Annotated in this window: 20 protein-coding genes and 1 tRNA gene; 7 read left to right on the forward strand and 14 right to left on the reverse strand. The window is 59.7% G+C overall.

What is annotated here, in order from left to right:
- Positions 1-618: 618 nt before the first annotated feature.
- Positions 619-2688, forward strand: coding sequence for an O-linked N-acetylglucosamine transferase family protein (locus tag RCH09_RS12605; protein ID WP_326941451.1), 2070 nt, complete (start codon positions 619-621; stop codon positions 2686-2688).
- On the opposite strand, the gene RCH09_RS12610 is transcribed toward RCH09_RS12605, so the two are convergent.
- From RCH09_RS12610 to RCH09_RS12635, 6 genes are read right to left on the reverse strand one after another with little or no spacing between them, the layout of a single operon-like run.
- Positions 2661-3611 carry a hypothetical protein gene (locus RCH09_RS12610; RefSeq protein WP_326941452.1) on the reverse strand — a complete coding sequence of 317 codons (951 nt, stop codon included), beginning with the start codon at positions 3609-3611 and terminating at the stop codon, positions 2661-2663. The two genes, RCH09_RS12605 and RCH09_RS12610, sit on opposite strands and share 28 nt — an antisense overlap.
- Positions 3612-3616: 5 nt before the next feature.
- Positions 3617-4276: an acetyltransferase gene (locus RCH09_RS12615; RefSeq protein WP_326941453.1), complete on the reverse strand. Its 660-nt coding sequence runs from the start codon at positions 4274-4276 to the stop codon at positions 3617-3619.
- Positions 4209-4916, reverse strand: a complete 708-nt coding sequence (locus tag RCH09_RS12620; RefSeq protein WP_326941454.1) for a class I SAM-dependent methyltransferase — start codon at positions 4914-4916, stop codon at positions 4209-4211. The genes RCH09_RS12615 and RCH09_RS12620 overlap by 68 nt, the downstream gene beginning before the upstream one ends.
- Positions 4906-5604: a WbqC family protein gene (locus tag RCH09_RS12625; protein WP_326941455.1), complete on the reverse strand. Its 699-nt coding sequence runs from the start codon at positions 5602-5604 to the stop codon at positions 4906-4908. The genes RCH09_RS12620 and RCH09_RS12625 overlap by 11 nt, the downstream gene beginning before the upstream one ends.
- Positions 5601-6416, reverse strand: coding sequence for a phytanoyl-CoA dioxygenase family protein (locus tag RCH09_RS12630; RefSeq protein ID WP_326941456.1), 816 nt, complete (start codon positions 6414-6416; stop codon positions 5601-5603). Before RCH09_RS12630 ends, RCH09_RS12625 begins: the two co-directional genes overlap by 4 nt.
- Before the next feature lie 10 nt (positions 6417-6426).
- A complete protein-coding gene (locus tag RCH09_RS12635) occupies positions 6427-7539 on the reverse strand; it encodes a DegT/DnrJ/EryC1/StrS family aminotransferase (protein ID WP_326941457.1) in 1113 nt (370 codons plus the stop codon).
- Positions 7540-7735: 196 nt separating this feature from the next.
- On the opposite strand from RCH09_RS12635, the gene RCH09_RS12640 reads away from it, so the two are divergent.
- The 3 genes from RCH09_RS12640 to RCH09_RS12650 all read left to right on the forward strand — a co-directional run bounded on the left by RCH09_RS12640 (position 7736) and on the right by RCH09_RS12650 (position 11931).
- On the forward strand, positions 7736-10063 hold the full coding sequence (locus RCH09_RS12640) for a DEAD/DEAH box helicase (protein ID WP_326941458.1): 2328 nt from the start codon (positions 7736-7738) through the stop codon (positions 10061-10063).
- 124 nt (positions 10064-10187) lie between these two features.
- Positions 10188-11066 carry an FkbM family methyltransferase gene (locus RCH09_RS12645; RefSeq protein WP_326941459.1) on the forward strand — a complete coding sequence of 293 codons (879 nt, stop codon included), beginning with the start codon at positions 10188-10190 and terminating at the stop codon, positions 11064-11066.
- Positions 11067-11199: 133 nt separating this feature from the next.
- Positions 11200-11931 carry a hypothetical protein gene (locus RCH09_RS12650; protein WP_326941460.1) on the forward strand — a complete coding sequence of 244 codons (732 nt, stop codon included), beginning with the start codon at positions 11200-11202 and terminating at the stop codon, positions 11929-11931.
- A 141-nt stretch (positions 11932-12072) separates the two neighbouring features.
- Here the strand turns inward: RCH09_RS12650 and RCH09_RS12655 are convergent, their stop codons facing one another.
- On the reverse strand, positions 12073-13824 hold the full coding sequence (locus RCH09_RS12655) for a methyl-accepting chemotaxis protein (protein WP_326941461.1): 1752 nt from the start codon (positions 13822-13824) through the stop codon (positions 12073-12075).
- 533 nt (positions 13825-14357) lie between these two features.
- Here RCH09_RS12655 and RCH09_RS12660 point away from each other — a divergent pair.
- Together RCH09_RS12660 and RCH09_RS12665 are read left to right on the forward strand one after the other, a co-directional pair.
- Positions 14358-14813: a GNAT family N-acetyltransferase gene (locus tag RCH09_RS12660; RefSeq protein ID WP_326941462.1), complete on the forward strand. Its 456-nt coding sequence runs from the start codon at positions 14358-14360 to the stop codon at positions 14811-14813.
- A gap of 22 nt (positions 14814-14835) precedes the next feature.
- The gene (locus RCH09_RS12665; RefSeq protein ID WP_326941463.1) at positions 14836-15600 is read left to right on the forward strand and encodes a sulfite exporter TauE/SafE family protein; all 765 of its coding nucleotides are present in this window, start codon (positions 14836-14838) and stop codon (positions 15598-15600) included.
- A gap of 6 nt (positions 15601-15606) precedes the next feature.
- On the opposite strand, the gene RCH09_RS12670 is transcribed toward RCH09_RS12665, so the two are convergent.
- From RCH09_RS12670 to RCH09_RS12690, 5 genes are all read right to left on the reverse strand, one after another.
- On the reverse strand, positions 15607-17220 hold the full coding sequence (locus tag RCH09_RS12670) for a GGDEF domain-containing protein (protein ID WP_326941464.1): 1614 nt from the start codon (positions 17218-17220) through the stop codon (positions 15607-15609).
- Between the two features lie 117 nt (positions 17221-17337).
- Positions 17338-17988 carry a response regulator transcription factor gene (locus RCH09_RS12675; RefSeq protein ID WP_326941465.1) on the reverse strand — a complete coding sequence of 217 codons (651 nt, stop codon included), beginning with the start codon at positions 17986-17988 and terminating at the stop codon, positions 17338-17340.
- Positions 17985-19493 carry a PAS domain-containing sensor histidine kinase gene (locus tag RCH09_RS12680; RefSeq protein ID WP_326941466.1) on the reverse strand — a complete coding sequence of 503 codons (1509 nt, stop codon included), beginning with the start codon at positions 19491-19493 and terminating at the stop codon, positions 17985-17987. The genes RCH09_RS12675 and RCH09_RS12680 overlap by 4 nt, the downstream gene beginning before the upstream one ends.
- A complete protein-coding gene (locus RCH09_RS12685; RefSeq protein ID WP_326941467.1) occupies positions 19486-21876 on the reverse strand; it encodes a bifunctional diguanylate cyclase/phosphodiesterase in 2391 nt (796 codons plus the stop codon). Before RCH09_RS12685 ends, RCH09_RS12680 begins: the two co-directional genes overlap by 8 nt.
- 3 nt (positions 21877-21879) lie before the next feature.
- Positions 21880-22773, reverse strand: a complete 894-nt coding sequence (locus RCH09_RS12690; protein WP_326941468.1) for a hypothetical protein — start codon at positions 22771-22773, stop codon at positions 21880-21882.
- A gap of 95 nt (positions 22774-22868) precedes the next feature.
- Between RCH09_RS12690 and RCH09_RS12695 the strand changes: the two genes are divergently transcribed.
- Positions 22869-22945, forward strand: a tRNA-Arg gene (locus RCH09_RS12695).
- Between the two features lie 420 nt (positions 22946-23365).
- On the opposite strand, the gene RCH09_RS12700 is transcribed toward RCH09_RS12695, so the two are convergent.
- Positions 23366-23653 carry a hypothetical protein gene (locus tag RCH09_RS12700; RefSeq protein WP_326941469.1) on the reverse strand — a complete coding sequence of 96 codons (288 nt, stop codon included), beginning with the start codon at positions 23651-23653 and terminating at the stop codon, positions 23366-23368.
- 223 nt (positions 23654-23876) lie between these two features.
- The gene (locus RCH09_RS12705; RefSeq protein ID WP_326941470.1) at positions 23877-24989 is read right to left on the reverse strand and encodes a GIY-YIG nuclease family protein; all 1113 of its coding nucleotides are present in this window, start codon (positions 24987-24989) and stop codon (positions 23877-23879) included.
- Positions 24990-25069 lie beyond the last annotated feature (80 nt).

The following is a 25069-nucleotide window of genomic DNA, read 5'->3' on the forward strand; positions in this document are numbered from 1 at the left end:
AAAGTTTAATGTGGGCAACGTACTTTTTGCGCTGCGCCGACACAACCGTGCCGAACCCCACATCTCCTCTTCGACCAGATTCATTAAAACTTTAGGGCCAATTTTTGCTGCCCGGAAGCGCCGTTTTGTTGCGGTATTGCTCAATGTAATCAATGACTTGAGAGATATTCATCGAAGTATTTTCAATTCAGTCGAAAATATTTCGCTTTTTTCGGTTTTTTGTATTTTAGTGGCCTGCCGCGTCATTCAAAGCGAGGCTAAAGCCCATTTCAGGGGCTCTTCTCGGCGGTTTCACTGTGTGATTACTGCGGAACTTTGGCCATCGACGGTGCTCAGGATGCGCGCGGGGTGGCGAGCAGGTCCAGTCAGCCCTTCAGATTGACGCTCTCGCCGTGCGAACAGGGCACCTCGCTGGTGCAGCCGGGCACGATCAGATCGTCACTACTATACATAGAGCATGATATTGCGCCTCGAACGGCTTGTGCGGACGGTCGACCACCTGAACCGGTTGGCCAGGGTGCGTGAACGACGGCTGTATCTGACCGGAATCCCGCGTGTTGTCCAGCGCTGCCTGAGATAAACTCCGCACATCCCTCGATTAGCGCGTCCGCCCCGTCCATGTCCAAGCAAAAAGTGCAGCGCAATGACCCATGCCCGTGTGGCAGTGGCAAGAAATACAAGCAATGCTGTGCACTTGCCGACGCCCGCGTCGCGGCGCCGGTGGATCCGCTGGCATCGCTGCTGCAGCAGGCGCTGGTCGAGCACCAGCGCGGCATGCTGGCGCAGGCCAGCGACTTGTACGATCAAATTCTGGCGCTCAGGCCGCAACATGCGGACGCGCTGCACCTGCGTGGCCTGATCGACTTCCAGAACGGCGAGACCGTTGCGGCGGTTGCCCGGATGCGCGCTGCCATCGCGCAGAACGCGAACGAGCCGCGCTATTTTTACAACCTTGGCACCGCCTTGATGAAGCTGGGCGAGCAGGACGAGGCAGCGACACAGTTTCGGCGCGTCATCGAAGACGATCCGGACAACGCGGATGCCCACGGCAATCTGGCCGCAGCGCTCGGCGGCCTGGGCGAGACCGATGCGGCAATCGAGAGCTACCGCAAGGCCATCGCGCTGCGACCAACCGACATTGGCGCTCTCTGCAGCCTGGGCATACTGCTGACGCTGGCCGGCCAGTTCGCCGAGGCGGTCCGCGTGACTGCGCAAGCACTGGAACTGGCGCCCGATAACGTCCTGGCCAACAATTCGATGGGCTCGGCCTTGCTGCGCGACGGTCGGGCCGACGACGCCGCCGTGTTTTTCGAACGGGCGACCGTGCTCAGCCCGAACGACCCGACCGGCTGGTTCAATCTGGCCGATACCATGCAGGCGCGTTCGCGACTGAACGAGACCATCGCGCTGTACCGTCGGGGACTGGCACTGGGACCGGATAACGCGCTCGCGCACAGCAATTTGTTGCTGGCGCTGCAGTATTCTCCGAGCCTGACACCGGCGCAGCTGTTTGCCGAGCACACACGGTTCGCGCAGCAGTTCGAACCCGCCGGCAATGTCACCCACGCCAACACGCCGGACCCGGCGCGGCGCATCCGGATTGGCTATGTGTCGGCCGATCTGCGCGATCACGCCGTGGCGCGCTTCATCGAGCCCATCCTGCGTCATCACGATGCCGGGCAGGTCGAGGTCTTTTGCTATTACAACCACTATCTGAACGATGCGACCAATGCGCGCATGCGCGCCGCGGTGCAGCACTGGGTGCCGTGTCTGCACCTGGATGCAGACCAGCTGGCGGCGCGCATTCGCGCTGATGGCATCGACATCCTGATCGATCTCAGCGGTCATACGGCGGGCAACCGGCTGCTGACATTTGCACGCAAACCGGCGCCGCTGCAGGTGACCTTCAATGGCTACCCCGGCACGACCGGGCTGGCGGCGATGGATTACCGGATATCCGATGCGTTGCTCGATCCGGTCGGCGTCACCGATCAGTTCTATACCGAGAAAATCCTGCGCCTGGAAAGCGCCGTGATCTATCAGCCTGCCGCCGGTTGCCCCGAGGTCAATCCCTTGCCATGCTTGCATGGCGCGCCGTTTACGTTCGCTTGCCTGAACAATCTGATCAAGATCACGCCGTATGCCATTGCGGTCTGGTCGCAGATACTCAAACGCTTGCCGGCGTCCCGGCTGATGCTGGGTAATCTGCAGGAACCTGAGGCGCGCGCTCGCCTGCTGGCGAACTTTGCCGCCGAGGGCATTGGTCTGGAACGATTGGTGCTGTTGCCGAAGATGGCGCTGCTCGATTATCTGGCCACCTATCACCGGATTGACCTGACCCTCGACACCTTCCCCTACACTGGCGGCACCACCACCAACGATTCGCTCTGGATGGGCGTGCCAATCCTGACGCTGGCCGGTCAGACCTCGGTATCGCGCGGGACCGCAGCGGCGCTGCAAGTGGCAGGCTTGCCGCAATTCGTGACCACCTCGCCGGAGCAGTACATCGATACCGCAGTGGCGCTGGCGACCGATCCGGCCGGGTTGGATGCAGTGCGCCAGACCATCCGGGCCCGACTTTCCGCCAACACGCTGAAAGATCCGGTGGCGCTGACGCGCAATCTGGAAGCGTTATTGCGTGGGATATGGCGCGACTGGTGTCAGGCGCAGGGCGCGGCCACTGCATAGCCGATGCCGCTGCGACCAAAGCCATTGCCGTTATAGAACAGATGCAGGGCGCCGCCGATGTCCAGCACCTGTGGATAGGCGACCATGAAGGCGTCCCATCCGGCGGCGCTGACATCGATGCCACCCAGCGCGTCGTTGCGCTGCCAGACAATGCCGTCGGTCGATTCGGCATACCCGATCCGGTAACTGCTGGCGGCATCGTCGCGGTAGCCGATGGTCTTGCGGTACGAAAACCACATGCGGTAGAGCGCGCCCTCGCGCAGTACCGAAGCACGCACGATGCCGCCTTCATCGGGACCGGCATAGTCCAGTGCGACGATACCCTTGCGCTCCCAGTGCACGCCATCGCGCGACTCGGCATATTTGAGGTGGTAGCGCGGCTCCGGCACGCCACCGGTGTCGATCCATTCGGTGCACGACAGATACCAGTTGCGCCAGACACCGTTGTCGATCAACACGCACGAGGTCGCGCAGAAAAACGGCTCCTCGGCGGTGCGGTCCATCACCGGGCCCTGATGCAGTCGTTGAAAACTGGCGCCGTCGTCGTCGCTGACGGCCAGGCCGATGGCATTGTGATACGGCACGGTGGTGCGCACGTTCCAGCCGATGTAATACAGATACTTGCGACCGCCATGGTCGAGCAGCCACGACGGCATCGTGCCGCAATCGTCGAAGGCGCCGAGCGCGCCCAGGCCGAGCACCGGATCGGGACGCACCTGCAGCACGTTGCGCGGATCGGCGGCGGCGACATCGATGCTGCCGATGCGGCTGCGGTTGCCGGCATCGCGGCTGCTGAAATAGATGCGCAGGCGCTCGGCGTCGAGTACGTCCACGGTGGGCACCTGGGCATGCGTGCGGGCCCAGTCGAGCTGGCCGTCGGGTTCGAAGATCAGGCCCTTCTTTTGCCAGAGGGTGACTTGCATCGGCATCAGAATTTCAGGTCCTTGCTGGACATCTTGGCCCGCTCTGCCGGATTGCCGCGGTACACGCCCCACGGCTCGGTCGACTTGCAGACCGCCGCAGCCATCGCGATGAAGCTGCCCTCGGCGATCGTCATGCCGTCGCGGATGGTCGCATTGACGCCGAAAAAGCTGTACGACTCGACCATGCAGTGACCCGACAGCACCACATGCGAGGTAAAGAACGCATGGTCATCGATGCGGCCGTGATGGCCAATGTGGTTGCCGCTCCACATCACGACGTTATTGCCGATGGTGGTGAACGGCTGCAGCGTATTGTTTTCGAGGATGAAGCAGTTGTCGCCGATCGGGTTGTCGAACATGGTTGCCTTCGACGACACATAGCTGATCAGTTCGTAGCCCTTGTCCTTGATCTGCCGATACACCTCGGCGCGCGGCTGGCTCATGCCGCGCGGTGCGAGCGGGGCAAAGAAGGCGAATTCGCCGGGCGGGAACACCGTCTCGACAGTTTCGAACGGCACTACCGGCAAGCCGCAGAATACGCCGCCCTCGGGCAGATATTCCTGGTTCACGCTGAAGGCGACCACCACATGCTGCGAATCATGCGTCAGGTAGTAGTGCGCCAGTTCGGCGAAGTCCTTGACGCCAAAGAGGATGACTTTTGCCATGATCGGGCTCCCGGTAAACGTAGGTGGTGTAATCGTACAGGCCGTAATCGTTACGCAGTACAAACTGGCGCGACAGCTGGTTGACCAGAAACGCGATCAGATCATCGGTCGGCACATGAAACAGGTCGTCGCGCTCCCAGTCGACCGCCTTGGCCATGACATTGAAGGCGATGCCGCGCCGCGCCTTGGCAAAGACCAGCGGCAACAGCTGGCTGAAATAGTTGAACATTTCGCCATACGACAGTTCGCGTTTTTCGGTGAACACACCGTTCATGACGATGTAATCAAACATCGGCAATGCGTCATCGCCATCGAGCACATCCATCAGGTAGTAGGGCGTGTCCGGATATTTTTGGCGCGACAGCGCGATCGACTCCGGCGCCGCGTCCAGTCCGGAATAGGCGATCCGGTCGAGCCGGTGGGCGTGCATGAAGTCCAGCAGATGCGACGCGCCGCAGCCGAAGTCGAGCAGCGTGACCGCCTCGTCCGGCTCGCGAATGCATTCGAGCATGACGCGGTAGCGGGTCTGGGCATCGGCCGCATTGGGCCAGTCGACGCCAAGGTGCGAATCGCCGTAGCGTTGCAGGCATTGCGCGTAGTGATCGACCAAAGCCTGGTGTTTTCTGGTGTCAGCAGTCATGGTGCTCCAGCATTGCCGCCGTGGCCGCGCGGCCGTTGAACATCAGTACGTCGATAATCGACAGGTGTGGCACGAATGGTGCGCCGAATTGGACATACGTGCCAGTCGGCGATGCCACGAAGTCGAGTTGCACGCCTTGCCCGGCAAAAGCGGCAGGCTGATACAGCGCCTGTCCACCCGGCAGGTTCAGATACTGCGTGGCCTGTTCCTGACGGCAGATATCGAGGATGCGGTCCTGTGCTTTCAGGTCCGCATTCGCGTACACCGTCGAGGACGGGATGATCGTGCAGCGCAGCCCGAGGAAGTCATGCAGCAGCGTCAGCGAGGCGCCGACGTAGCGCGACAAATTGGTCTCGGGGGTGTGGATGATCTCGTTCAGCAGCGCGAAGGTCTGGGCAAAAAATGGTGCGGGGCGATACGCCTGCTCGATGGTGCGCAGCAGTTTTTTGCGCCACGGTGTGTCGTCGCACACGGCGATGGCATTGATCGGCAGATGCTGGCTGGCGCCCTGCAGAGGCACCGTGAACAGGTGATCATGGCCATCCATCAAGATCCGGTTGCGGTTGATCCAGCCACGGTTGATGAAGTTGACATCATCGAACAGCACGAAGCGGTCGCTTGCCGCCATCAACGCGAAGTACCCGATGTACGGCAGGAAGTACGGCTGCATGATGGCCAGGCGGTTCAATCTGCGATGCCTCCGGGCAGGCTGCGATTGACCGCATCGACATCGGCAAAATCCATCAATTCGCGCTGCACCGCGCGCGTGTACGCCGACGGCAAGCCGCGCGCAACGAAGCTGGGCTCGCCGCCATTGTCGAAGCGGGTGCTGCAGGCGATCCGGACAAAATCGCTGCGACCGGCAAGGCCGCTGCGGTGGACCAGAAAATTCGAAAAGAACACCACGTCACCGGGCTTGACGCAGACCGGTACGAAGGCGGCGTCATCGAGCGCGTCGACCACCCAGAGACCGCTGGTCTGATTGCCGGCCGGCGCGATCAGGCCGCGCCGGTGCGAACCCGGCACCACCTCCAGCGGATAAGCGTTGGCGTCGATGGCGCACAGCGCCACCCAGACTCCCAAACCATCCAGGCTGCCTTGCACCGAGGGCCAGTCCTGATGCGCCTTCAGGCCGAAATACCCGCCCGGTATCTTCAGCTCGGCCGATTGTACATGTACCGTTTGGCCGCCTGGCACGAACACCGGGCCGAAGCCGAACACCTTCTTCAGGACCGCCATGATCGGCGCCGCATTGAGCAGCGCACCGACCGATTGCAAGCGCCACAATGCGGCCAGCACTTTCTTGAACTGCTCGATGTGCGCGCCATGCAGGGCCCGGGCGTTGCCGAACAGGTCGCCGGCGTCGGGCAGGCCGAGCAACGCGACTTGCTGCGCAAAGACCGCGTGGATGTCCTGCGCACAGACGTCGACCACGCCGGCATCCAGCAAATTCCTGGCGATGTAAAAACCGTCGGCGTCGAATTGCTGTCGCGCAGTCATGGCTTCCATGTCATCCCCGCCGCAGGCAATCGACCACGCGGTGCACGTCGTCATCGGTCAGGGCCGGCGAAATCGGCAGGCACAGCACTTTGCGCGCGGCCTCGGTCGCCACCGGCAAATTGTCCGGGCTGGCCGAGGCCAGTCCACGGTACATCGGAAAATTCGAGATCAACGGATAGAAGTAGCGGCGCGAAAAGATCTGCGCATCGCGCAGCTTCTGGTACAGGGCATCGCGGCTGAGCGGATAGTCAGTCTCGACCATGATCGGGAAGTAGGCGTGGTTCGAGACCACCTCGCCACCGTCACGGAGGATGCGAATGCCGGCGATCTCCGGCAGCAGCCGGCGATACAGCGCGTCGATCTGCTTGCGTCGCGCCAGTGCCGTATCGATCTCCTTGAGTTGCAGCAGTCCCAGCGCCGCGTTGAACTCGCTCATCTTGCCGTTGATGCCGGGTGCGACCACGGTGGTTTCATCCACGAAGCCAAAGTTTTTCAGATGATCGATGCGCACCTTGGTCTTGGCATCCGGGCAGATGATCGCGCCGCCTTCGAACGTATTGAACACCTTGGTCGCATGAAAACTCAACACCGACAGATCGCCATGCGTGAGCACGCTGCCGCAATGGCACTGCACCCCGAACGCGTGCGCGGCGTCGTAGATCACTTTCAGGTTGTAGTTATCGGCAATCCGTTCGATCGCATCGACATCGCACGGATGACCGTACACATGCACCGGCATGATCGCGGTGGTGTGCGGCGTGATGGCGGCCTCGATCTTGGACGGATCAAGGTTGAGCGTGTGCGGATCAATGTCGACGAACACCGGCTTGATGCCGTTCCACAGCAGCGAATGGGCGGTGGCGACAAACGAATACGGTGTGGTGATTACCTCGCCGGTAATGCGCAATGCCTGCAACGCCGTGATCAACCCGATCGTGCCATTGGTGAACAGCGCCAGATGCTCGACGCCCAGATAGCTGCACAGCGCGGCCTCGAGCTGGGCGTGGAACGGCCCGCCGTTGGTGAGGATCTTGCTGTCCCAGATTTTTTCCAGATACGGAATGAAGTCGGCAAGCGCAGGCAGGTACGGCTGCGTGACATAAATCGGCTTGGGCGTACCCATCGGAATTCCTCGCTCATTGTTCTGACCAGAGTGTAGTCGGTAATCGACCTGTGGCAGCATCCCAGATTAAGCGATCGGGTGATGGCGCAAAGCTTGCTGGAGCGGAGTTTCTTCCGCTCTTTTTAACGGATTCATCAATGCATCGCGGATAATCAGCGGCATCGACCACCATGCCCCGCCGTTCCTGATGAACACCTTGCCGCAGTCCCCGACCGCACCGCGCCTGACCCTGCAAACGCTGACGCGCGGCGACGGGCTGCTTGGCCTGCGCCCGACCGGATTGTTCGGTCCGCGCGGCAGCAACGTCACGGTCGCCATGCTCGACAGTGACGATCCCGGCACGCAGGAACGCCTGGCCGAGCTGGGCTTTCATCGTCTGCCCGCCGAGGCGCTGCAATGGCGCAGCGTCAGTGCCTTGCCTGCGGAGCAACCGTTATGGAGCTTGCTGCAGGAGGATTTCTATGGCGATTTCTGGGCCGATCAGTTGCCCGGCTTGCAGCAGGACGGCTGGCGCATCGTGGTGCGGCCCGGTTTTGCCCACGAGAGCGTGACCGTCGACGCCTGGCATCTGCTGGTCGATCCGGCCGATGGCGAGGTGCTCGGCAAGGAGGTCGCCGCGCCCTTGCGCGGACGCGCCCGTGCCATCAGCAAGCTCGGCGGCGCCGCCACCGACAGTTCGTGGATGCTGTCGCTGGGCATCGAGGTCGCGGGCCAGACCATCGATCTGGTTCCGTTGCTGGCCAACCTGCTGCAACGCGACAAGCGCTGGCTGCACGCCGACCAGCTGGCCCTGATCGACGATGCCGCGCTGATCATGTTGCGCGCCCCCGGCGGCAAACGCATCGAGGCGCAGGCCGCGCCATTGAAGGCGATCGTCAGCCACATGCTGGACTTGCTGGGCGACCCGCGCCGCAAGCCGGGCCCGCTGCCGTTGTCGGCGTGGGATGCCTGGCGCCTGGAGGCGTTGCGCCAGAGCCTGCACGACAGCCAGGCCGAACGCGCCGGACCGCAAGGCCTGTGGCAGCTGCAGGGCGAAGCAGGCCTGCACCAGTTGGCCCGACGCCTTCGCCACACCGACGGCATCACGCCGGTGGCGGCGCCGTCGGGTCTGGGCGTGACGCTGCGGCCCTACCAACTGCATGGCGTGGCCTGGCTGCAGTATCTGCGCCAACAGCATCTGGCCGGGATTCTGGCCGACGACATGGGCCTCGGCAAAACCGCGCAGGCGCTGGCCCATCTGCTGATCGAGAAACAGGCCGGGCGGCTCGACTGTCCGGCACTGGTGGTGCTGCCGACCTCGCTGTTGTTCAACTGGCAGGCCGAGGCGGCGCGCATGGCGCCGGACTTGCGCGTGCTGACCTTGCAGGGCGTGGAGCGTGGCGTCGACTTCAGCCGGATGGCGCAACACGATGTGGTGCTGACCACCTATGCGCTGGTCTGGCGCGATCTGGACCGGCTGCGCGCGCAGCAGTTTCATCTGCTGATTCTGGATGAAGCGCAAAGCGTCAAGAACCCCGCCAGCCGCAGCGCCCGTGCGATCCGGCGGTTGCAGGCGCGGCACCGGCTGTGCATCACCGGGACGCCGCTGGAAAATCATCTGGGCGAGTTGTGGACCCAGTTCGACTTCCTGCTGCCCGGTTTTCTGGGCGACCAGCGCAGCTTCAGACGCTTGTGGCGCACACCCATCGAAGTCAACGGCGAAACGCTGCGCGCGCAATTGCTGGCGCAACGGGTGCGGCCGTTCATCCTGCGCCGCCGCAAGGCCGAGGTCGCCACCGAACTGCCGCCGCGCATCGACATCGTCAAGCGCGTGCAGTTGCAGGGCCAGCAGCGCGAGTTGTACGAAAGTGTGCGGGTCGCCTCCGACGAGCAGGTGCGCAAGGTGCTCGACCGGGCCGGCTTCGACGCGGCGCAAATCACGATTCTGGATGCGCTGCTCAAGCTGCGCCAGGTCTGCTGCGATCCGTATCTGCTCAAAGGCGCTGCCATGTCGGCGGGCATGGAGCGCGCCAAGCTGGAGCTGCTGGCCGACATGCTGCCGGCGCTGGTGGCCGAGGGCCGGCGCGTGCTGGTGTTTTCCCAATTCACTGAATTGCTCGGGCTGGTCGCGCAGGAACTGGCGCGTCTGCAGCTGCCGTGGCTGGCGCTGACTGGCACCACGCCGCCGGCCGAGCGCGGCGCCGTGGTGGCGCGTTTTCAGAATCGTGACGTGCCGCTGTTTTTGCTCAGCCTGAAAGCTGGCGGGGTCGGCCTGAACCTGACCGCGGCCGACACCGTCATCCATCTCGATCCGTGGTGGAATCCGGCCGTGGAAGAGCAGGCCACCGCGCGCGCGCACCGCATCGGCCAGACGCAGACGGTGCTGGTCTACAAACTGGTGGTGGAGGGCAGCATCGAGGAACGGATTCTGGCGCTGCAGGAACGCAAGGGCGCGCTCGCCGAGGGTGTGCTGGGCAGCGATGGCGCCTTGGCGGCAAAGTTCGGGATGGAGGATTTGCTGGGGTTGCTGGCGCCGATTGGGTAGGCGGACGAATTACGACGCCACGCCGGTGCGACGCTGGATGACGCGGCCACCTCTGTTTTGCTGTCAACCAGCACACGCCAAAGGTAATATCGATGTTCACATGTTTTCACGGGCGAGATCGGCAATGGAAAAGCACACGCATACACAAGAAGAGTCAGATCAGATCAAAGAATATGAACGGCGCCTGGCAGCAGGCTTGCATCCGGCGCCGCTGGTCGAGCGGGTCGATCTTGGGGAAATAGCAGGACAGGACAATGTGCGTCGCGTTGCAGAAATAGAAAAAATCGACCAGCTTTCCCGCTCCGAGGTCAGGGGAAAGAAGTTTGTATTTCACACGCCAACCAAGCGCCTGCTGTGGCACGCCTTCGGACAGGAGCACATCGAGTCGGAATTGCTGGATTTTATTGACGCCATTCCCGACGATGACGTCTATTTCGATATCGGCGCAAGCAACGGTATTTTTTCGCTCTATGCCGCTGCGACTGCAAAAAAAGTGGTTTGCTTCGAACCGGAAGTGGCCAATTTTTCCCTGCTCAACTACAACACGTACCTGAATCACGCCGCCCACAAACACGCCGTGTCAAACTTCAATATCGCCATTTCTGACAAGATGGAACTCGGGACTGTCTATGTTGAAAAGTTTGAAGCCGGTGGTCATTTGAAGATAGTCGACAATCCGGTCCAGCGCAGCGACAAGAGCTTTGCTCCGGACTACAAACAGGCTGTCCTGAAATACACCCTCGATGACTTCCTGAAGCTGACCGGAATCGCCAGTCCGAACTACGTAAAAATTGACGTTGACGGCAGCGAAGAACAGGTCTTGAGAGGCATGTCGGGTGTCTTGAAGAGCCCGGGCCTCAGGAAGATTTTTATCGAACTGGAAGAGACCGGTGAACGTTATTCCGCCTGCGAGAAAATTCTTGCGGATGCCGGCTTTCATATCCAAAGCCGCAAGCGCGTGCAGAACTATTTTGGCCTGGACAACATTGTCTTTTCCCGCTGATCCGACCCCAACGCAAATTTTGGCGTGCTGACAAAAACCGTCTGATGTGCCCGGCAAAGTGGCGGGCGGTCAACACGGTTGAAGGGCCGCAGTGAGAATCGGGCAAGTTGCAATTTTCTATAAGAGGAATTAGATGTTCGAAACCCGCAAGTTTATTTTTCTCAGTAGTGGCCAGCGGCGTTTTGTAAGTGTCGGTCTTGCGGGGTTCTTGATTGTCGCAATCAGTCTGTTGGTCATGACGAAGCTGCGTTGGCACGACCTGGAAATCAAGGCGTTAAGCATCGACCTGATCAAGTTTGCAGTCACCGCATGGGGTGGGTGGGGGCTGATCCTGCTGTACGCGTCATCCAATTCGTTCAATCGCATTCAACACGAGACCAAAAAATTTCTGTACGAAGACATACCTCGTGCCTTTGGCGCGGCGCTGGTCAAGCAGGGCGATGCATTGGGGACCTCGGTTGTCCAGGATGGTTTCGGTCTCAAGGTCGTTTCGGAAAATCAGAATGCATTGACCTTTGAGTTGCGCAATGCCAGTGGGTTTTCAATCCATTTTTTATGCCGGTTGAACGTCCGTGACCTGGCTATCCTGATTTTTCTTCCTGATGCCCACTCGGCAAATTATCAAAAAATATACGAGACCTCATTGAGCTTTCTGGAAGATAGCGGATGCAAGGTCAAGTATATGGGCGTCTTTGGTGAGCGTTGGTTGCCTGAAAATGAAAGGCGCATGCAGCTGCACATTCAGCGTGACGTCGGCGATGACTTTCTTTTTGACGCCGCAAAACGTACTTACGCCGCGCAATGCATTTATGGCGATTTGCGGGCTTTTTCGATACGTGCGCAACGGGGCGAAGCGCGGGACTGAGCAGGATTATCAGGAGGCGGCGAAAGCGGGCGCTCGGCGCCGGTCGCCAGTTCGTATCCGGAAAAGCCGCTGTTGTTGCCAACAGCGCTCGCGGAATCTGAAAAATCGCTGCATGCAGCGATTCTTGTGGACGAATCTAAGTTAAAACTCTTCCCAGTCGGATGACGTCGGGGCGGCTGCCCGCGCAGGCTTGTTCAGTGCCGGCGCGGAACGGCTGTGCGCCACTGCGGCTGTCTTGACGGGAAGCACTTTGCGCGCCGGCAGCGTTGCTGTTGATGGCAGTGCCTGGCGCGGTGCTGCCATGCCTGACTGGCCATTGCCCAGATTGAATACCGTCACGGTCTGCGTCAGCTCGTTTGCCTGCTCCCGCAGCGAGGATGCCGCCGCCGCCGCCTGCTCCACCAGCGCAGCGTTTTGCTGCGTCACCTGATCCATCTGTGAAATTGACTGGTTGACCTGTTCGATGCCGGTACTTTGTTCCTGGCTGGCTGCCATGATCTCGGCCATGATGTCTGTCACGCGCTTGACGCTGTCGACGATCTCGATCATGGTGTTGCCGGCCTCGGCGACCAGCTTGCCACCGGCATCGACTTTTTCAACTGAATCGCCGATCAGTTGCTTGATCTCCTTGGCCGCGGCAGCCGAGCGTTGCGCCAGGTTGCGCACTTCTGACGCAACCACCGCAAATCCGCGTCCCTGCTCGCCGGCCCGTGCCGCCTCCACTGCGGCATTCAGTGCCAGGATATTGGTCTGGAAGGCGATGCCGTCAATGACCGAAATAATATCGACGATTTTCTTTGCCGACTCGTTGATCGAGCCCATGGTATCGACGACCTGCGACACTACCGCGCCGCCCTTGACTGCGACATCCGAGGCCGTGACCGCGAGTTGGTTGGCCTGTCTCGCGTTGTCGGTGTTTTGCTTGACCGTTGAGGTCAGCTCAGCCATCGAGGTCGCGGTCTTTTCCAATGAGGAGGCTTGCTGCTCGGTCCGCATCGACAGGTCCTGATTGCCGGACGCAATTTCAGACGAGCCTACCGAAATGGTATTGGTGGCACTGCGCACCCGACCAACGATCGTGACCAGACTGTCGCGCATGTCCTTCATCGCGGCAAGCACGCTGGTCTTGTCATGCGAATGGACGTCGATGACAACGCTGAGGTCGCCGGAGGCGATGCTACGGGCTATTGAACTGGCCTGGCCTGGTTCGCCTCCCAGTGCCTTGGTGATGCTGCGCCCAATGACGGTGGCGACAACCGCGCCAATGACCAGCGCGCCAACACACATTGCCAGCATCAGCGCCTGAAACCCGGCGGCCGTGCTGCGCGCTGCGGCCGACTCGGCGCGATTCAGGTTTTCTTCAAAATCAATGAGTTTGTTGATCCGCGCAAGCCATTCGACAAAGGCCGGACGGGCGTCGGTGAGCATCATCTGCTTGGCCTGATCCGCATTGCCAGCCTGGCGCAGTTCAATGATCTTCTTGATCATTGGCAGCGCGCGCGTCTCGGTTTCCTTGATCAGGGCCAGAATCTCCTTTTCCTCGGCGCTGACACCAGTTGCCTCAGCGAAGATTTTATCCAGCGGCAGGGCGGACTTGTCGTAATCCGCAGTCAGGCTGGAAATTTTTTCCAGGATTGGCGGCAATTCAGCCTCCGACGGAACCAGAATCACGTCGCGAACGGCAATCGCCCGATCGTGCACGCTGCCCCGAAAGTTGATTGCATAGCGTTGCTTGACACTATTGACGTCGCCAATCGTCTTCAGTCCCTGGGAAATGGAATTCACCTGGCTGACGCCGACGATGGTCAGAACGATCATCATTGCCAATACAAACGCAAATCCTATCCAGATGCGCGCTTGAACAGTGACGCCGTTAAATTTGTTGGTATCCATCTCATTCCTGAAGTTGTATAGAAATTAACGTTGAATTAAATTCCTGGGGGCAAAGCGGTGACGCCTTCGGTCGTTTCTTTCAATGCGCACGCGATGGGCAGGCCCTTGATGAAACCAGCGATCCTGGGATGACTGAAGACAGGTGGGAAAGTGGCAAAGCTGCGTCGCGCGCTTGTCAATCTACAGGATTAAAATGTTACCTGTTGGTAATATATTTAATTCACCAATGGTGGGTCGTCCTGTTGACGCGACCGTTGTTACCTTGGGTTCGTTTCATGACTCTACCATATTGTTGCTTAAATTCATTATTTTGGTGGCCTGTTTCCCGCTTCAGTCAGTGCAGACTGTTTGCCGGCGCGGTATCCGTCGAAGGCCGGAATGGCTGGCGTTGTGGTTGGCCGACGGGCATTCTTTGTGGGTATCGCCTGTAGAGGTCGTTCCTGGATGCGAATCTTTGTTCCTTGCAGGAAGCAAAAATGAGACACTTCTGGCCGCAAGGATCCCCAAAAAATTAGAACGAAAGCAATCCAACCATGCAGATTGAAATCGACGACCTCTCGCGGCCAGAAATCCATGCGCTGCTCAGTGAACATTTGCAGGACATGCGTGCGATATCTCCGCCAGAGAGCGTTCACGCCCTCGATCTGGAAAAACTTCGACAACCGGGAATCACATTTTGGTCGGCGTGGAAGCAGTCGCTTCTGCTGGGTTGCGGCGCGCTCAAGGAGCTGGACCATCAACATGGCGAAATCAAGTCGATGCGCACGCCCACGGCACAGCGCCGCCAAGGAGCTGGCCGTGCCATCCTTGCGCACATCATTGCAACCGCAAAATCACGTGGCTACCTGCAGCTGAGCCTTGAAACCGGTTCGCAAGATGCGTTCAAGCCCGCCCAGGCGCTGTATGCGCGTTTTGGATTCACCCGTTGTGGGCCGTTCGGCGCGTACACCGACGATCCGAACAGTGTGTTCATGACCGTGCGCCTATGAACACACTGCGCACTCCCGACCAATGCTGACCCTGTCCCTGCTGTGCCTGTTTGCCTTTTTCGCCGGCATGATCGATGCCGCCGTCGGTGGCGGCGGATTGATCCAGATCCCCGCCTTGTTCAATCTCCTGCCCGGAATGCCTTCGGCGACGCTGCTCGGCACCAACAAAATGGCGTCGGCCTGCGGTACCGCGTTTGCCGCGAAATCCTATGTCAGCCGGATTGCCGTGCCATGGCGGTTGGTGCTGCCAGCGGCGGCCAGCGCGTTTGCGATGGCGTTTCTGGGCGCCGCTGCCGTATCGTCAGTGCCGCAGAATCTGCTTCGGCCGGTGGTGCTGGCTTTGCTCGTGATCATGGCAATCTATACCTTCATCAAGAAGGACTTTGGCGCACTGATGCGCGTGCGCACGATCACGCCGCGCGACCATGTGCTGGCGGTTGTCATCGGCGGCATCATCGGGTTTTATGACGGGCTGTTTGGTCCTGGCACCGGCAGCTTCCTGATCTTTTTGTTCATCCGCTTTTTCGCGTTTGATTTCGTGCTGGCGTCGGCCTGTTCGAAGGTGGTCAATCTGGCGACCAACGTGGCGGCCCTGCTGTTTTTCATCCCGGCCGGCAAAGTGGTGTTTGCCATTGCCGCGCCGATGGCGGCGTGCAACGTCCTCGGCGCGCTGGTGGGGGCATGGATCGCGGTCAAGAAAGGCGCGTCATTCGTGCGGGTGCTGTTTCTGGTGCTGCTGGTGGTGCTGATCGCCAAGCTGTCGTGGGACTTGTTCACGCGCGGGTGAGGTCGCTTACTCGGCGCTGACCACGCGGTTCTTGCCGGCGCGCTTGGCCTTGTACAACGCGGCATCGGCCCGCTGAATCAGCGAGGTCTGGTCTTCGGTGCCGACGCGTACCGCCACGCCGGCGCTGAAGGTGATGAGCAGCCGCTCGTTGTTGTGCATGAAGATGCGTTTGGTCAGTTCGCGCTGCAGCCGGGTGACGGTCAAGGTGGCATCCTCGATGGTCGTGTCGGGCAGCAGGATCAGGAATTCTTCGCCGCCAAACCGTGCCAGCACGTCCATGGTGCGCAACGTATCCTTGATCACCCGCACCAGATAGACCAGTGCTTCATCGCCGGCGACATGGCCGTGCGTGTCATTGAGGCGCTTGAAGTCGTCCAGATCCAGCATCGCGATGCACAGCGGCGACTTGCGCCGGTCGGCGCGCGCCAGTTCGCGCTCGAACACATCGTCGAGGCCGCGCCGGTTCAGGCTGCCGGTCAGCTGGTCTTCGCGCACCAGTTCGCTCATCGATTCAAGCTTGGCTTCGAGTTCCAGAATGCGATGCTCGGCAGCCTGCACTTCGGTGCGGGCGACGATCATTTCATCGCGCGAGCGCAACGCTTCGGACTGCGTGTTGCGGGTGTCGCGCATGACATCTTCGAGAATCTTGTTGAGTGTCGTGATGTTCGGCGCCTGCGTGATCTGGCGTGAATAGACTTCGATCTTTTCGTGATAATCGCCGGTGCTGGCAGCCAGTGCGCTGAGGCGGTCGACAAACGTGATCATCATGTTCTTGACCGTGATCTTGGCTTCGGTCAGGCTGTGCTTGAGCATGCCTTGCTTGTAGATCACATCCTTCATGCTGCGGGTCGCGTCGAGCAGCGCGTGATGGTTGATCGGGCCCGACAGCAGGTGCTGCACGCCCTCTACCTGGCCATGCAACCAGCTGTCTTCTTCGGTCAGTTCGCTGACATTCTCCAGCAGCAGCCGGAACAGCCGCAGCAGCAGGTCCTGTTCTTCGGCAGCGTCGCCGGCGCGCATTTCAATCTTGAAGCAGAGCTGTTTGAGGCGGACGCTGATGTCATTGAGTTTGTCGTCGGTCAACGCATCGCGCACCGCGCGTCCGAGCGCTTCGGCTTCTGCCGCCAGTTCCGGCGCGGTATTGAGCAGGGCGGCCACCGCCAGCAGCAGGGTGCGCGCCAGCAGGTCGCGCAGGATGCGCGGTTGCTGGTCATCGATCAATGCGCCGCGCGCCGGCGCGACTGCGGCAGCGATCACCGCCATCGGCAGCGGCGCCGGCGCGGCGACCGGCAGTGTGGTCAGATGCGCAGTGGTCAGCTCGCCCAGGGTTTTCGAATACGCCGGCCAGTCGCGCGCCTTGGCGGCACTGTCGAATCGCTTGCCGAACAACCGGATGTCATCGAGCTGGCTTTTGAGGCCAACCAGCGAGGTGGCAAAGTCGAGCAACACCTGCTCGGCATTCGGCCTGGCCGTGCTCCCGGCAATTTCGTCGTAGGCTTCGCGGTACGCGTCCGGCGTCGGTGCAATCCGGCGCGCGGCCAGCTTGCTGAACGCCTCGCGCGCGATCTCGGCGGGGTTCTGTGCGCTCGGCCTGGCCGGTGGAGGAGTCTTCGATTTCATTGCCGTGTGTCCTGCCTGGAGGTTGATCTGGCCATGGTATCTGTCTTGCCCTGTTCAGCTGGATCTGAATGGCAGGGCGGCAGGCAAAACCACGTGACTCTTTGATGCTGAAACCGCCTAGTCGACCAAATGATTCTTGATTGCATAATGTGTCAGCTCGGCATTGTGGCGCAATTTCATTTTTTGCAACAGGCGCGAGCGGTACATGCTGATGGTTTTTACCGACAACACCAGCTCCCGGGCGATATCGGTCACGGTTTTTCCCGAGGCAATCATGGTCAGGGTCTGGTACTCGCGATCGGACAGGGTCTCGTGCGCCGGCACTTCGCGGTCGTCGCCGACCTGATTGGCCAGTTCCTGCGCCAGTTCGCTGCTGATGTACTTGCGCCCGGCGGCCACCTGCCGGATTGCATTGACCAGCTCGACCGGCGCGCTCTGCTTGTTCAGATATCCGGCCGCACCAGCCTTCAGGGAGCGGATTGCATACTGGTCTTCGCGATGCATCGACAGCATCAGCACGGCGATTTTCGGGCATTCCTTGCGGATCTGCTTGAGCACGTCGATGCCGCTGCGGTCCGGCATCGAGATGTCCAGCAACAGCACTTCGGCGTTGCTGTTGCGCGCCAGATTGATGGCGTCGAAGCCATTTTCGGCGGCCCCGGCCACGACGATGTCGCGCGTGTCGGCGAGAATTTGCTTGAGTCCTTCGCGCACGATGGCGTGGTCATCGGCGATCAGGACGCGAATGGCGGCGATCTTTTTGCTCATGGTGTCGGTCTGCTGTGGTTCGTGCTTGCTGCCGGCAGCGGAATGCGAATGGCGACCATGCTGCCGCCGCCTGCGACGTTGCTCACCGACAGGCTGCCGCCGAGCGCGTTGGCGCGCTCGACCATGCCGCGAATGCCAAACGATTTCGGCTTGAGTCGGTCGCGCGCAGCAATGCCGCGTCCATTGTCGCTGATTTCGAGGCGGATGCCGCGGTTGCTGCGGGTCAGCCGTACGTCGACGCGACTGGCGCTGGCGTGCTTGCCGATGTTGGTCAGCGATTCCTGAAAAATCCGGAACAGCGCCGTGGCCTGATCCGGCGGCAGCGCAATATCCTGTTTGTTGCTGACGACGACGCACGGAATGCCGAGTTGTTTCTCGAATTCGCGGGCCTGCCAGTCGATCGCCGCGACGATGCCGAAATCCAGGATGCTCGGACGCAAATCGACCGAAATGCGATGGATTGCTTCGATCGTGCGGTCGACCAGCGCGTCGACGTAGTCGGCCTTCTCAATGAGCCCAGCGTCGTCCGGCATGCGCCGCTTGAGCAATGCCAGCGCCATTTTGATGGCGGTCAGATTGCCGCCGAGGTCGTCATGGATCTCGCGGGCGATGCGGGTGCGTTCTTCTTCCTTCACCGTTTCGATGTGCGCTGACAATTCCGCCAGCTGCGCCCGCGAGCGCTTGATTTCGACTTCTTCGTGCTTGCTCTGGGTGATGTTGGTCATGATGCCTTCCCACTGCACGCCGGAGCCGGCCAGCGCCCGCGGAGTGGCGCGCAGATTGATCCACTTGATGTCTTTCCATTCCTCGATCCAGATCCGGCCGGCCCAGTTCCAGCTGGTCGATTCGCCCGCCGAGGCGGCCATCGATTCGAGATACGAGGCGCGGTCTTCGGCCAGGATCAACTCCAGAAACAGATCGGGATCGTTATGCAGTTGTTCGGGCGTGATGCCGAGCAGGGCGTGGCAGGCATCGCTCAGATACGGAAAGGCGATGTCGCCGTTCTGCAGCAGCCGGAACTGGTACACCAGGCCCGGGGTGTTGGAGACAATGGCGCGAAACCTTGCCTCGATCAGACCCAGCGCCGCCGCCGATTCATGGCGTGCGCTGGTGTCCTTGCCGATGACGATCAGCACCGGCGTGGTCAGCTGCATGGCAAGCACGAAGCGCAACTCGCACGGATAGTGGCTGCCGTCGTGGCGGCGCAGTTCGGTCGCCAGGACGACCTGCCTGACTTTTCCGGCCTGCAGCGGCTTGAGCAGATGATGCAGTGCGTCGCGGCCAAGTGCGGGCGCAACATCGTGAAAATGGTATTTGTGCAGCTCCGCAACGTTGAGTTGCAGATTGTCGCGTGCTGCCGGATTGACGGTCAGAAACCGCAGCCCGGACAGGTCGAGAACGGAGATCTCGTCAAACGCGCTGTCGAGGATCAGCGGCAGCCAGGCCGGCTCGAGCACGTGCATGTCCGGCGTCTGCACGGCGCGCGGCATGTCGCGATCAGCCATGGTGGGCCGACACATCCGGCTGCGCCAGCGCATGTTGCGGTGCGACCCAGCGGTCGATCCAGTCGACCAGCTGTTCGGCCGGCATCGGCTTGCTGATGAAATAACCCTGGCCCTGATCGCAGCCCATCCCGGCCAGCAGGTTCCAGACGTCTTCGCTTTCGATGCCCTCGGCCACCACGCGCAGGCCCATGTTGTGGCCCAGGTCGATCGTCGAGCGCACAATCTGCGCGTCATCCGCATCGTTTTGCATGTTCATCACGAACGACTTGTCGATCTTCAGCTCATCGACCGGCAGCCGTTTCAGATACGCCAGCGACGAATAGCCGGTGCCAAAATCATCAATCGATAATTCGACGCCCATGGCGTGCAGGCGGTCCAGCGTTTGCAATGCGCGCACCGGGTCGTCCATGATCGCGCTCTCGGTAATCTCAAGGCAGAACGACACTGGCGTGACACCATGCCGTTGCAGGATGTCGGCAAATTTCCTCGGCAGATCCTGATCCAGCAAATCGCGCGTCGACAGATTGACCGAGATTTTCAGATGCACGCCGCGCTCCAGCCATTGGCTGCATAGCAGGGCCGACTGCTCCAGCACCCAGCGTGTCATGACGCGGATATAGCCGGTTTTTTCGGCAAACGGAATGAAGTTATCGGGAAAGACCATGCCGCGTTCCGGATGCACCCAGCGAATCAGTGCCTCGAGGCCGATCACGGCGCCCGATCCCAGCATGATCTTGGGCTGCACCTGCAAACGGAATTCATTGTTTTCAATCGCGCGCCGCAGTTCGCTGAGCAGCGACAGGCTGGCGTCGCTGGCCTTGTCGATCGATGGATCGTAGAGCACCGCTTCACTGCCGCTTTTCTTGGCCGCATACATGGCCATTTCGGCGCGGCTGAGCAGCGATTCGGCATCACTGCCATTGGCCGGATAGCCGGCGATGCCGATGCCCACGCCCAGGTCGATGGTCTGGTCGTCCAGCGAGATCGGCTGTTCCATTGCCTTGAGGATGCGTTCGGCGACTTCGCGCGCATCGCGCAGGTCGGCCATTGGCAGGATGATGGCGAACTCGTCGCCGCCAATCCTGGCGACCTGATTGGCGCTGCCGGCCAGATGCTCGCGCAGCTGACTGGCGACCAGTCGCAGCACCGCATCCCCGAAGGCATGGCCGAGTACGTCATTGACGTTCTTGAAGCGATCCAGATTCATCATCAGGATGTAGCAGGTGGCGCCGGTCCGGGTCGCCTGTTCGATGGCGGCAGACGTCATTTTGACGAATTGCAGCCGGTTCGGCAGATTCGTCAGCGTGTCCCAATACGCTACCCGGCCAATCTCGGCTTCGCGCCGCACGATCCCGTCGCGCATGCTCTCGAACGCGCGCGAGAGTGCGCCGATTTCGTCGTTGCGGCGAATCTCCAGCCGGCCTTCGTACTCGCCATTGCCAAGGCGCCGGGCGGTTTCCGTCAGATCACGCAGCGGTCCGGTGATGCGCCTGGCGGTAAAGATGCTGCCGATCCCCGCCAGCAGGGTGCAGCCGGCGGTCAGCATCAGCAAGGTGAATTGCAGGTGTTCGTACGGCGCGATCGCTTCGCTGATCGAGCGCAGCAACACCACGATGGTTGTTTGCTCACCATCATCGGCCAGCGCCAGGCTGCGCGAACCGAATTCATTGGTCTCGAGATTGAGTGTCTCGATGGCCGAAATCGCATGGGGCATCTGATGCAATTGCGCGCCCAGGCTGTCGGCCTCGGCCTTGCTCAGGCTGGACGCCTCGGTGGTCCAGTGTTCGTTCTTGCGGCGCGACAGGATCGCTACCTGCAGCGCTGACAGGTCGCGCATGTCAGAGACGATATCCTGGTTGATGGGGAATGCCATGGCCACCCAACCGATGACCAGCGGCGCTTTTACCGGCACCACCACGATCTGGTACGGATGCTTGTCGATCAAACGGATGCCGGTGGCGCTGCCGCTGGTTTCGGCTGCGGCGACCAGCGGCAGGATCGAAGCCTGCAAACTGGCGCCGGTATTGCTGACGGTGGTTGCCTTGATCAACCGGTCCGGGCTCACCAGCATGGCGAACGACGCGCCGATGCGCGCGCCGTGATTGGCAAGGACCGAGGCAATGGTTTCCGTATCGTTGGTGCCGATGGCCTGCCGAAAGCCATAGTCCAGCGCCAGCACGCGCGCGCCGGTGGTCAGGTTCTGGGCATTTTGTTCCAGCAGGCGGCGGAACACGCGCTCGCCGATGACCAGCTCATTGTTGACCTCCGCGCGTGCATTCTGTTTGATGCCAGTGCGAATGGCGACAAAACCCGCAAGTTGCACTGCCAGGATCAGCAGCAAAAATAACGTGACGATTCGACTTTCGAGACTGCGAAAACGCATGAGTCAGTCCTGTTTCTTGTCGGTCTTGAAGGGAAATCCGACCGCTACAGTAACATCAGCGCCCCCGATGGAGATCAATTGTTCGGGAATTGCAACAGTGGCTGGGAGAGCGCGATGCCAGACCTTCACGCGGTATTTGCCGGCCGGCAGATTATCCAGCACGGCTTTGCCGGACGCATCCGTTTTGGCGAACCAGGGCGTATCGACGACCTGAATCCAGGCCGCCATCTGATCGTGGATATTGCAGCCAACGACGACCGTGCCGGCCTTGTCGAAAATGATCGGTTCGGTGCCGGTGCCGGAATATAGCTTGAGTTCAAACACCTTGGCCGGTGAAAACGAATACACGTGGTGCCGCACGGTGTCATTGTTGGGAAACGAGATCGACGAGCCGATCTGCACCACGCTGACTTGTGGTGCGAACTTCCGCCCGCGCTGTTCGATCTGGTTGGCGCGGGTCGGCTTGCCGATGGCTTGCCCGGAGGCCGGCTCCGCATACGCTACGGCGTCGAGCACTGCCGCGCCGGTGCTATCGCTGGCCTGTACGATGAGGCTGGCCGCCTGAACTGGCGACATCACTGACGCGAACATCAAGGTTGCTGAAATTGCGGAGAGGGCGGTTTTCATCGAGATAGGGAGTGCCGGTAAAAGGGTGACAGGTTGAACGTACAGCGCGTCCGCCGCCGGCGCTGGGAATGCAACTGCATTGTCGCTCGAAAGGGCCGACGAATAGAACCTGCAACAGCCAAAATGTCGCAGCGAAATGGCAGTCTGTGCGGCGCGGTTGATTTCTTTTCGGAAACGCTGGTCAGACTTTATCAGAAGTCGGTCGGCCGCCCACGCTTTGCGTGTGAGTTGCTCCAAATGGAATGCCGGACGGCGGCCAGCGAGCGCCATTTCCTGGGGATCGGCAGGTTCGCAGCAGTGCTTTCTTGAGTTTCAGAAATTTCGACTTCCCTAATCCGGATCGCTGGTCTATAATCTTGTTTTTCGCGGCTGTAGCTCAGCTGGATAGAGTACTTGGCTACGAACCAAGGGGTCGTGGGTTCGATTCCTGCCAGCCGCACCAATATAATCAATGGGTTAGCTTCGAAAGGAGCTAGCCCATTTTGGTTTCTGACCTAACTGGTGACACTTTTGGTGACACTTATACGCTGGCACCAGTCGAACAGTTCCCTTACCCCCTAGCATTTCATCAGCCCGTTTGCCTCCCCGACTGCCCGTTCGATTGCATCAGGTTCATACCTCGCAACAGTGAGCAAAACGCTTGCTGCTGCGTCTAACGACTTGCCACCTTCCCACCCTTGCACGGTACGTTTCGAAACGCGCAGCAAAGCTGCAAACCCTGCCTGACTCAGCCCTGACGCTTTCCTGACTGCTACAACGTCTACAGATTGTGCGAGCGTGCCTATTTTTTTCATGATTGCTGTCCGATCAAAAAGACGAAAGGCAGGCAGCACATACAGCGCCACCTGCACCGTTCACGTAATCAATGCATAAGGGTTGACGCAAGCATGCCTGGCAGCACTATAGCGGGTTGAGGTTGGATAGCTGCGCCACGATCAATGATTGCCCCCCACGCTGCATAGAGTCGGTCCATCGTCTGCCATTTCTTGCTACCTACCGGCACATCATCGACGTTGAATTCGATCAGGCTATCCAAGTCTGCCGCCATTTCGATCAGCGCATTCAGGTCTGTAATCGCGTTAAGTGCTGCTTCGTTCTCTGCAACTTTGATGATTTCGGCAGCACGGGCGCGGGTCGTGGTCATTTTCATTTGAATTTTCCCATTAGTCAGTGAGTTTTATTGCACGCCAGCGGCGTACACAGTCGGTTTTTTGACCAGTTATGACGGGGATTTTCATGGTTAGGGGTCGGTAGGAGGGGGGCACGGACCAACGGGGGGGGGCCTGTTTTGGTAGTACGGGGTGTTTGTTTCATCGCGACCTGTATTTTGTTGGATGTATGTACAGGGGGACAATTTGCTGTTGCAGGGTATGTTAACCGGCGCGGCTTTTTATCTTTGAATATGCATCATCGGGCGTAAGCCCCAGTCGTAGGTAACGCCTTAATGCATGTGTGTCAACTTCTAAAATAGTTGCAGCGTGAGAGATTGATTCATATTCCACGCCAAGTATTGAAATTGATTTGCTTGATGAGTGTGTCTGGTGTGGGGCAGAGGTGATGCCCAGCGACTGCTCGATTGTCCAACCCTTTACTCGATATCGACTGTGTGCCGTTGCAGGTTTCTGGCCATAGAACTTTGCAGCTTCGCCTATGCTGCTGAATGTCTTACCTTCAGCGATAACTGGAATCGATTTTCCAGTCCATTGTTTTTCAGTAATGCCTGCTGCTTCTTCCGGTGTCCATTTCAAACGCGAAACTCTAAGCGAAAAAACCATTGAGTCCACACCATGTGCTTCCGCAGCACCTGCATAACTCTGATACGTCTTGCCTGCGATATTAATTGCTTTTGAAGTTCCGATAGAGCCACCATGTGCCGTGTTGTAGCCATTGCGGATCGAGTCGCGCTTGGCAATTTCGAGTACTTCCAGCGCTTGCAACTCTGCGTAACTAAGAGCGGTAATACTGATCGGCTCAATGTTGAACGCTTGTTCGCCATACTTTGTAATAGCGTTTGTAAAGGCAGACTTTCGTCCACGTCGAGCCGCAGCAAAGTGCTGCTTCAATCGGTTTTCAAGCGAACCAATTGTGATACCCACATACACTTTGGTATTTATCGTATTTGTAATCAAATAAAGCTTGTAGCCGTGAGAGTCTGGTACAGGCTCAACACTTCCATCTGCGGTGCGAACTTCTTTCCATTTATGGTCTCTTGCGTGACCTTCAAAGTCCCTGAATCGGGGCGGTGGTAGCTCAATAAGTAAAGCTTGCTCAATAGTCCAGCCCCTATCTAGACGCCGTTGAACATTTGACCACTTTTGACCAAACTGCGAAGCAAGCTGAACGCGACTTGGGTAAGCCTGTCCCATAAACTCAATCGATTTACCAATCCGTGTACGGCCTTTGAGATTCCCCCTAAGCGCATCTTCGGCAGTGTAGCCCTTCGATACTCGACCAGCGATTACATAACGATCAACGGAAATTTTCAAGCTAGTTGTCGCCCAATTTGTTCAAATTACGCTGCCGTTTTGAGTTCTGGGTGATGCTCCTTTCGATCCGCATTACTTGC

Source organism: Actimicrobium sp. GrIS 1.19, from assembly GCF_035984655.1.
In the GTDB taxonomy this organism is placed as follows: Bacteria; Pseudomonadota; Gammaproteobacteria; order Burkholderiales; family Burkholderiaceae_D; genus Actimicrobium.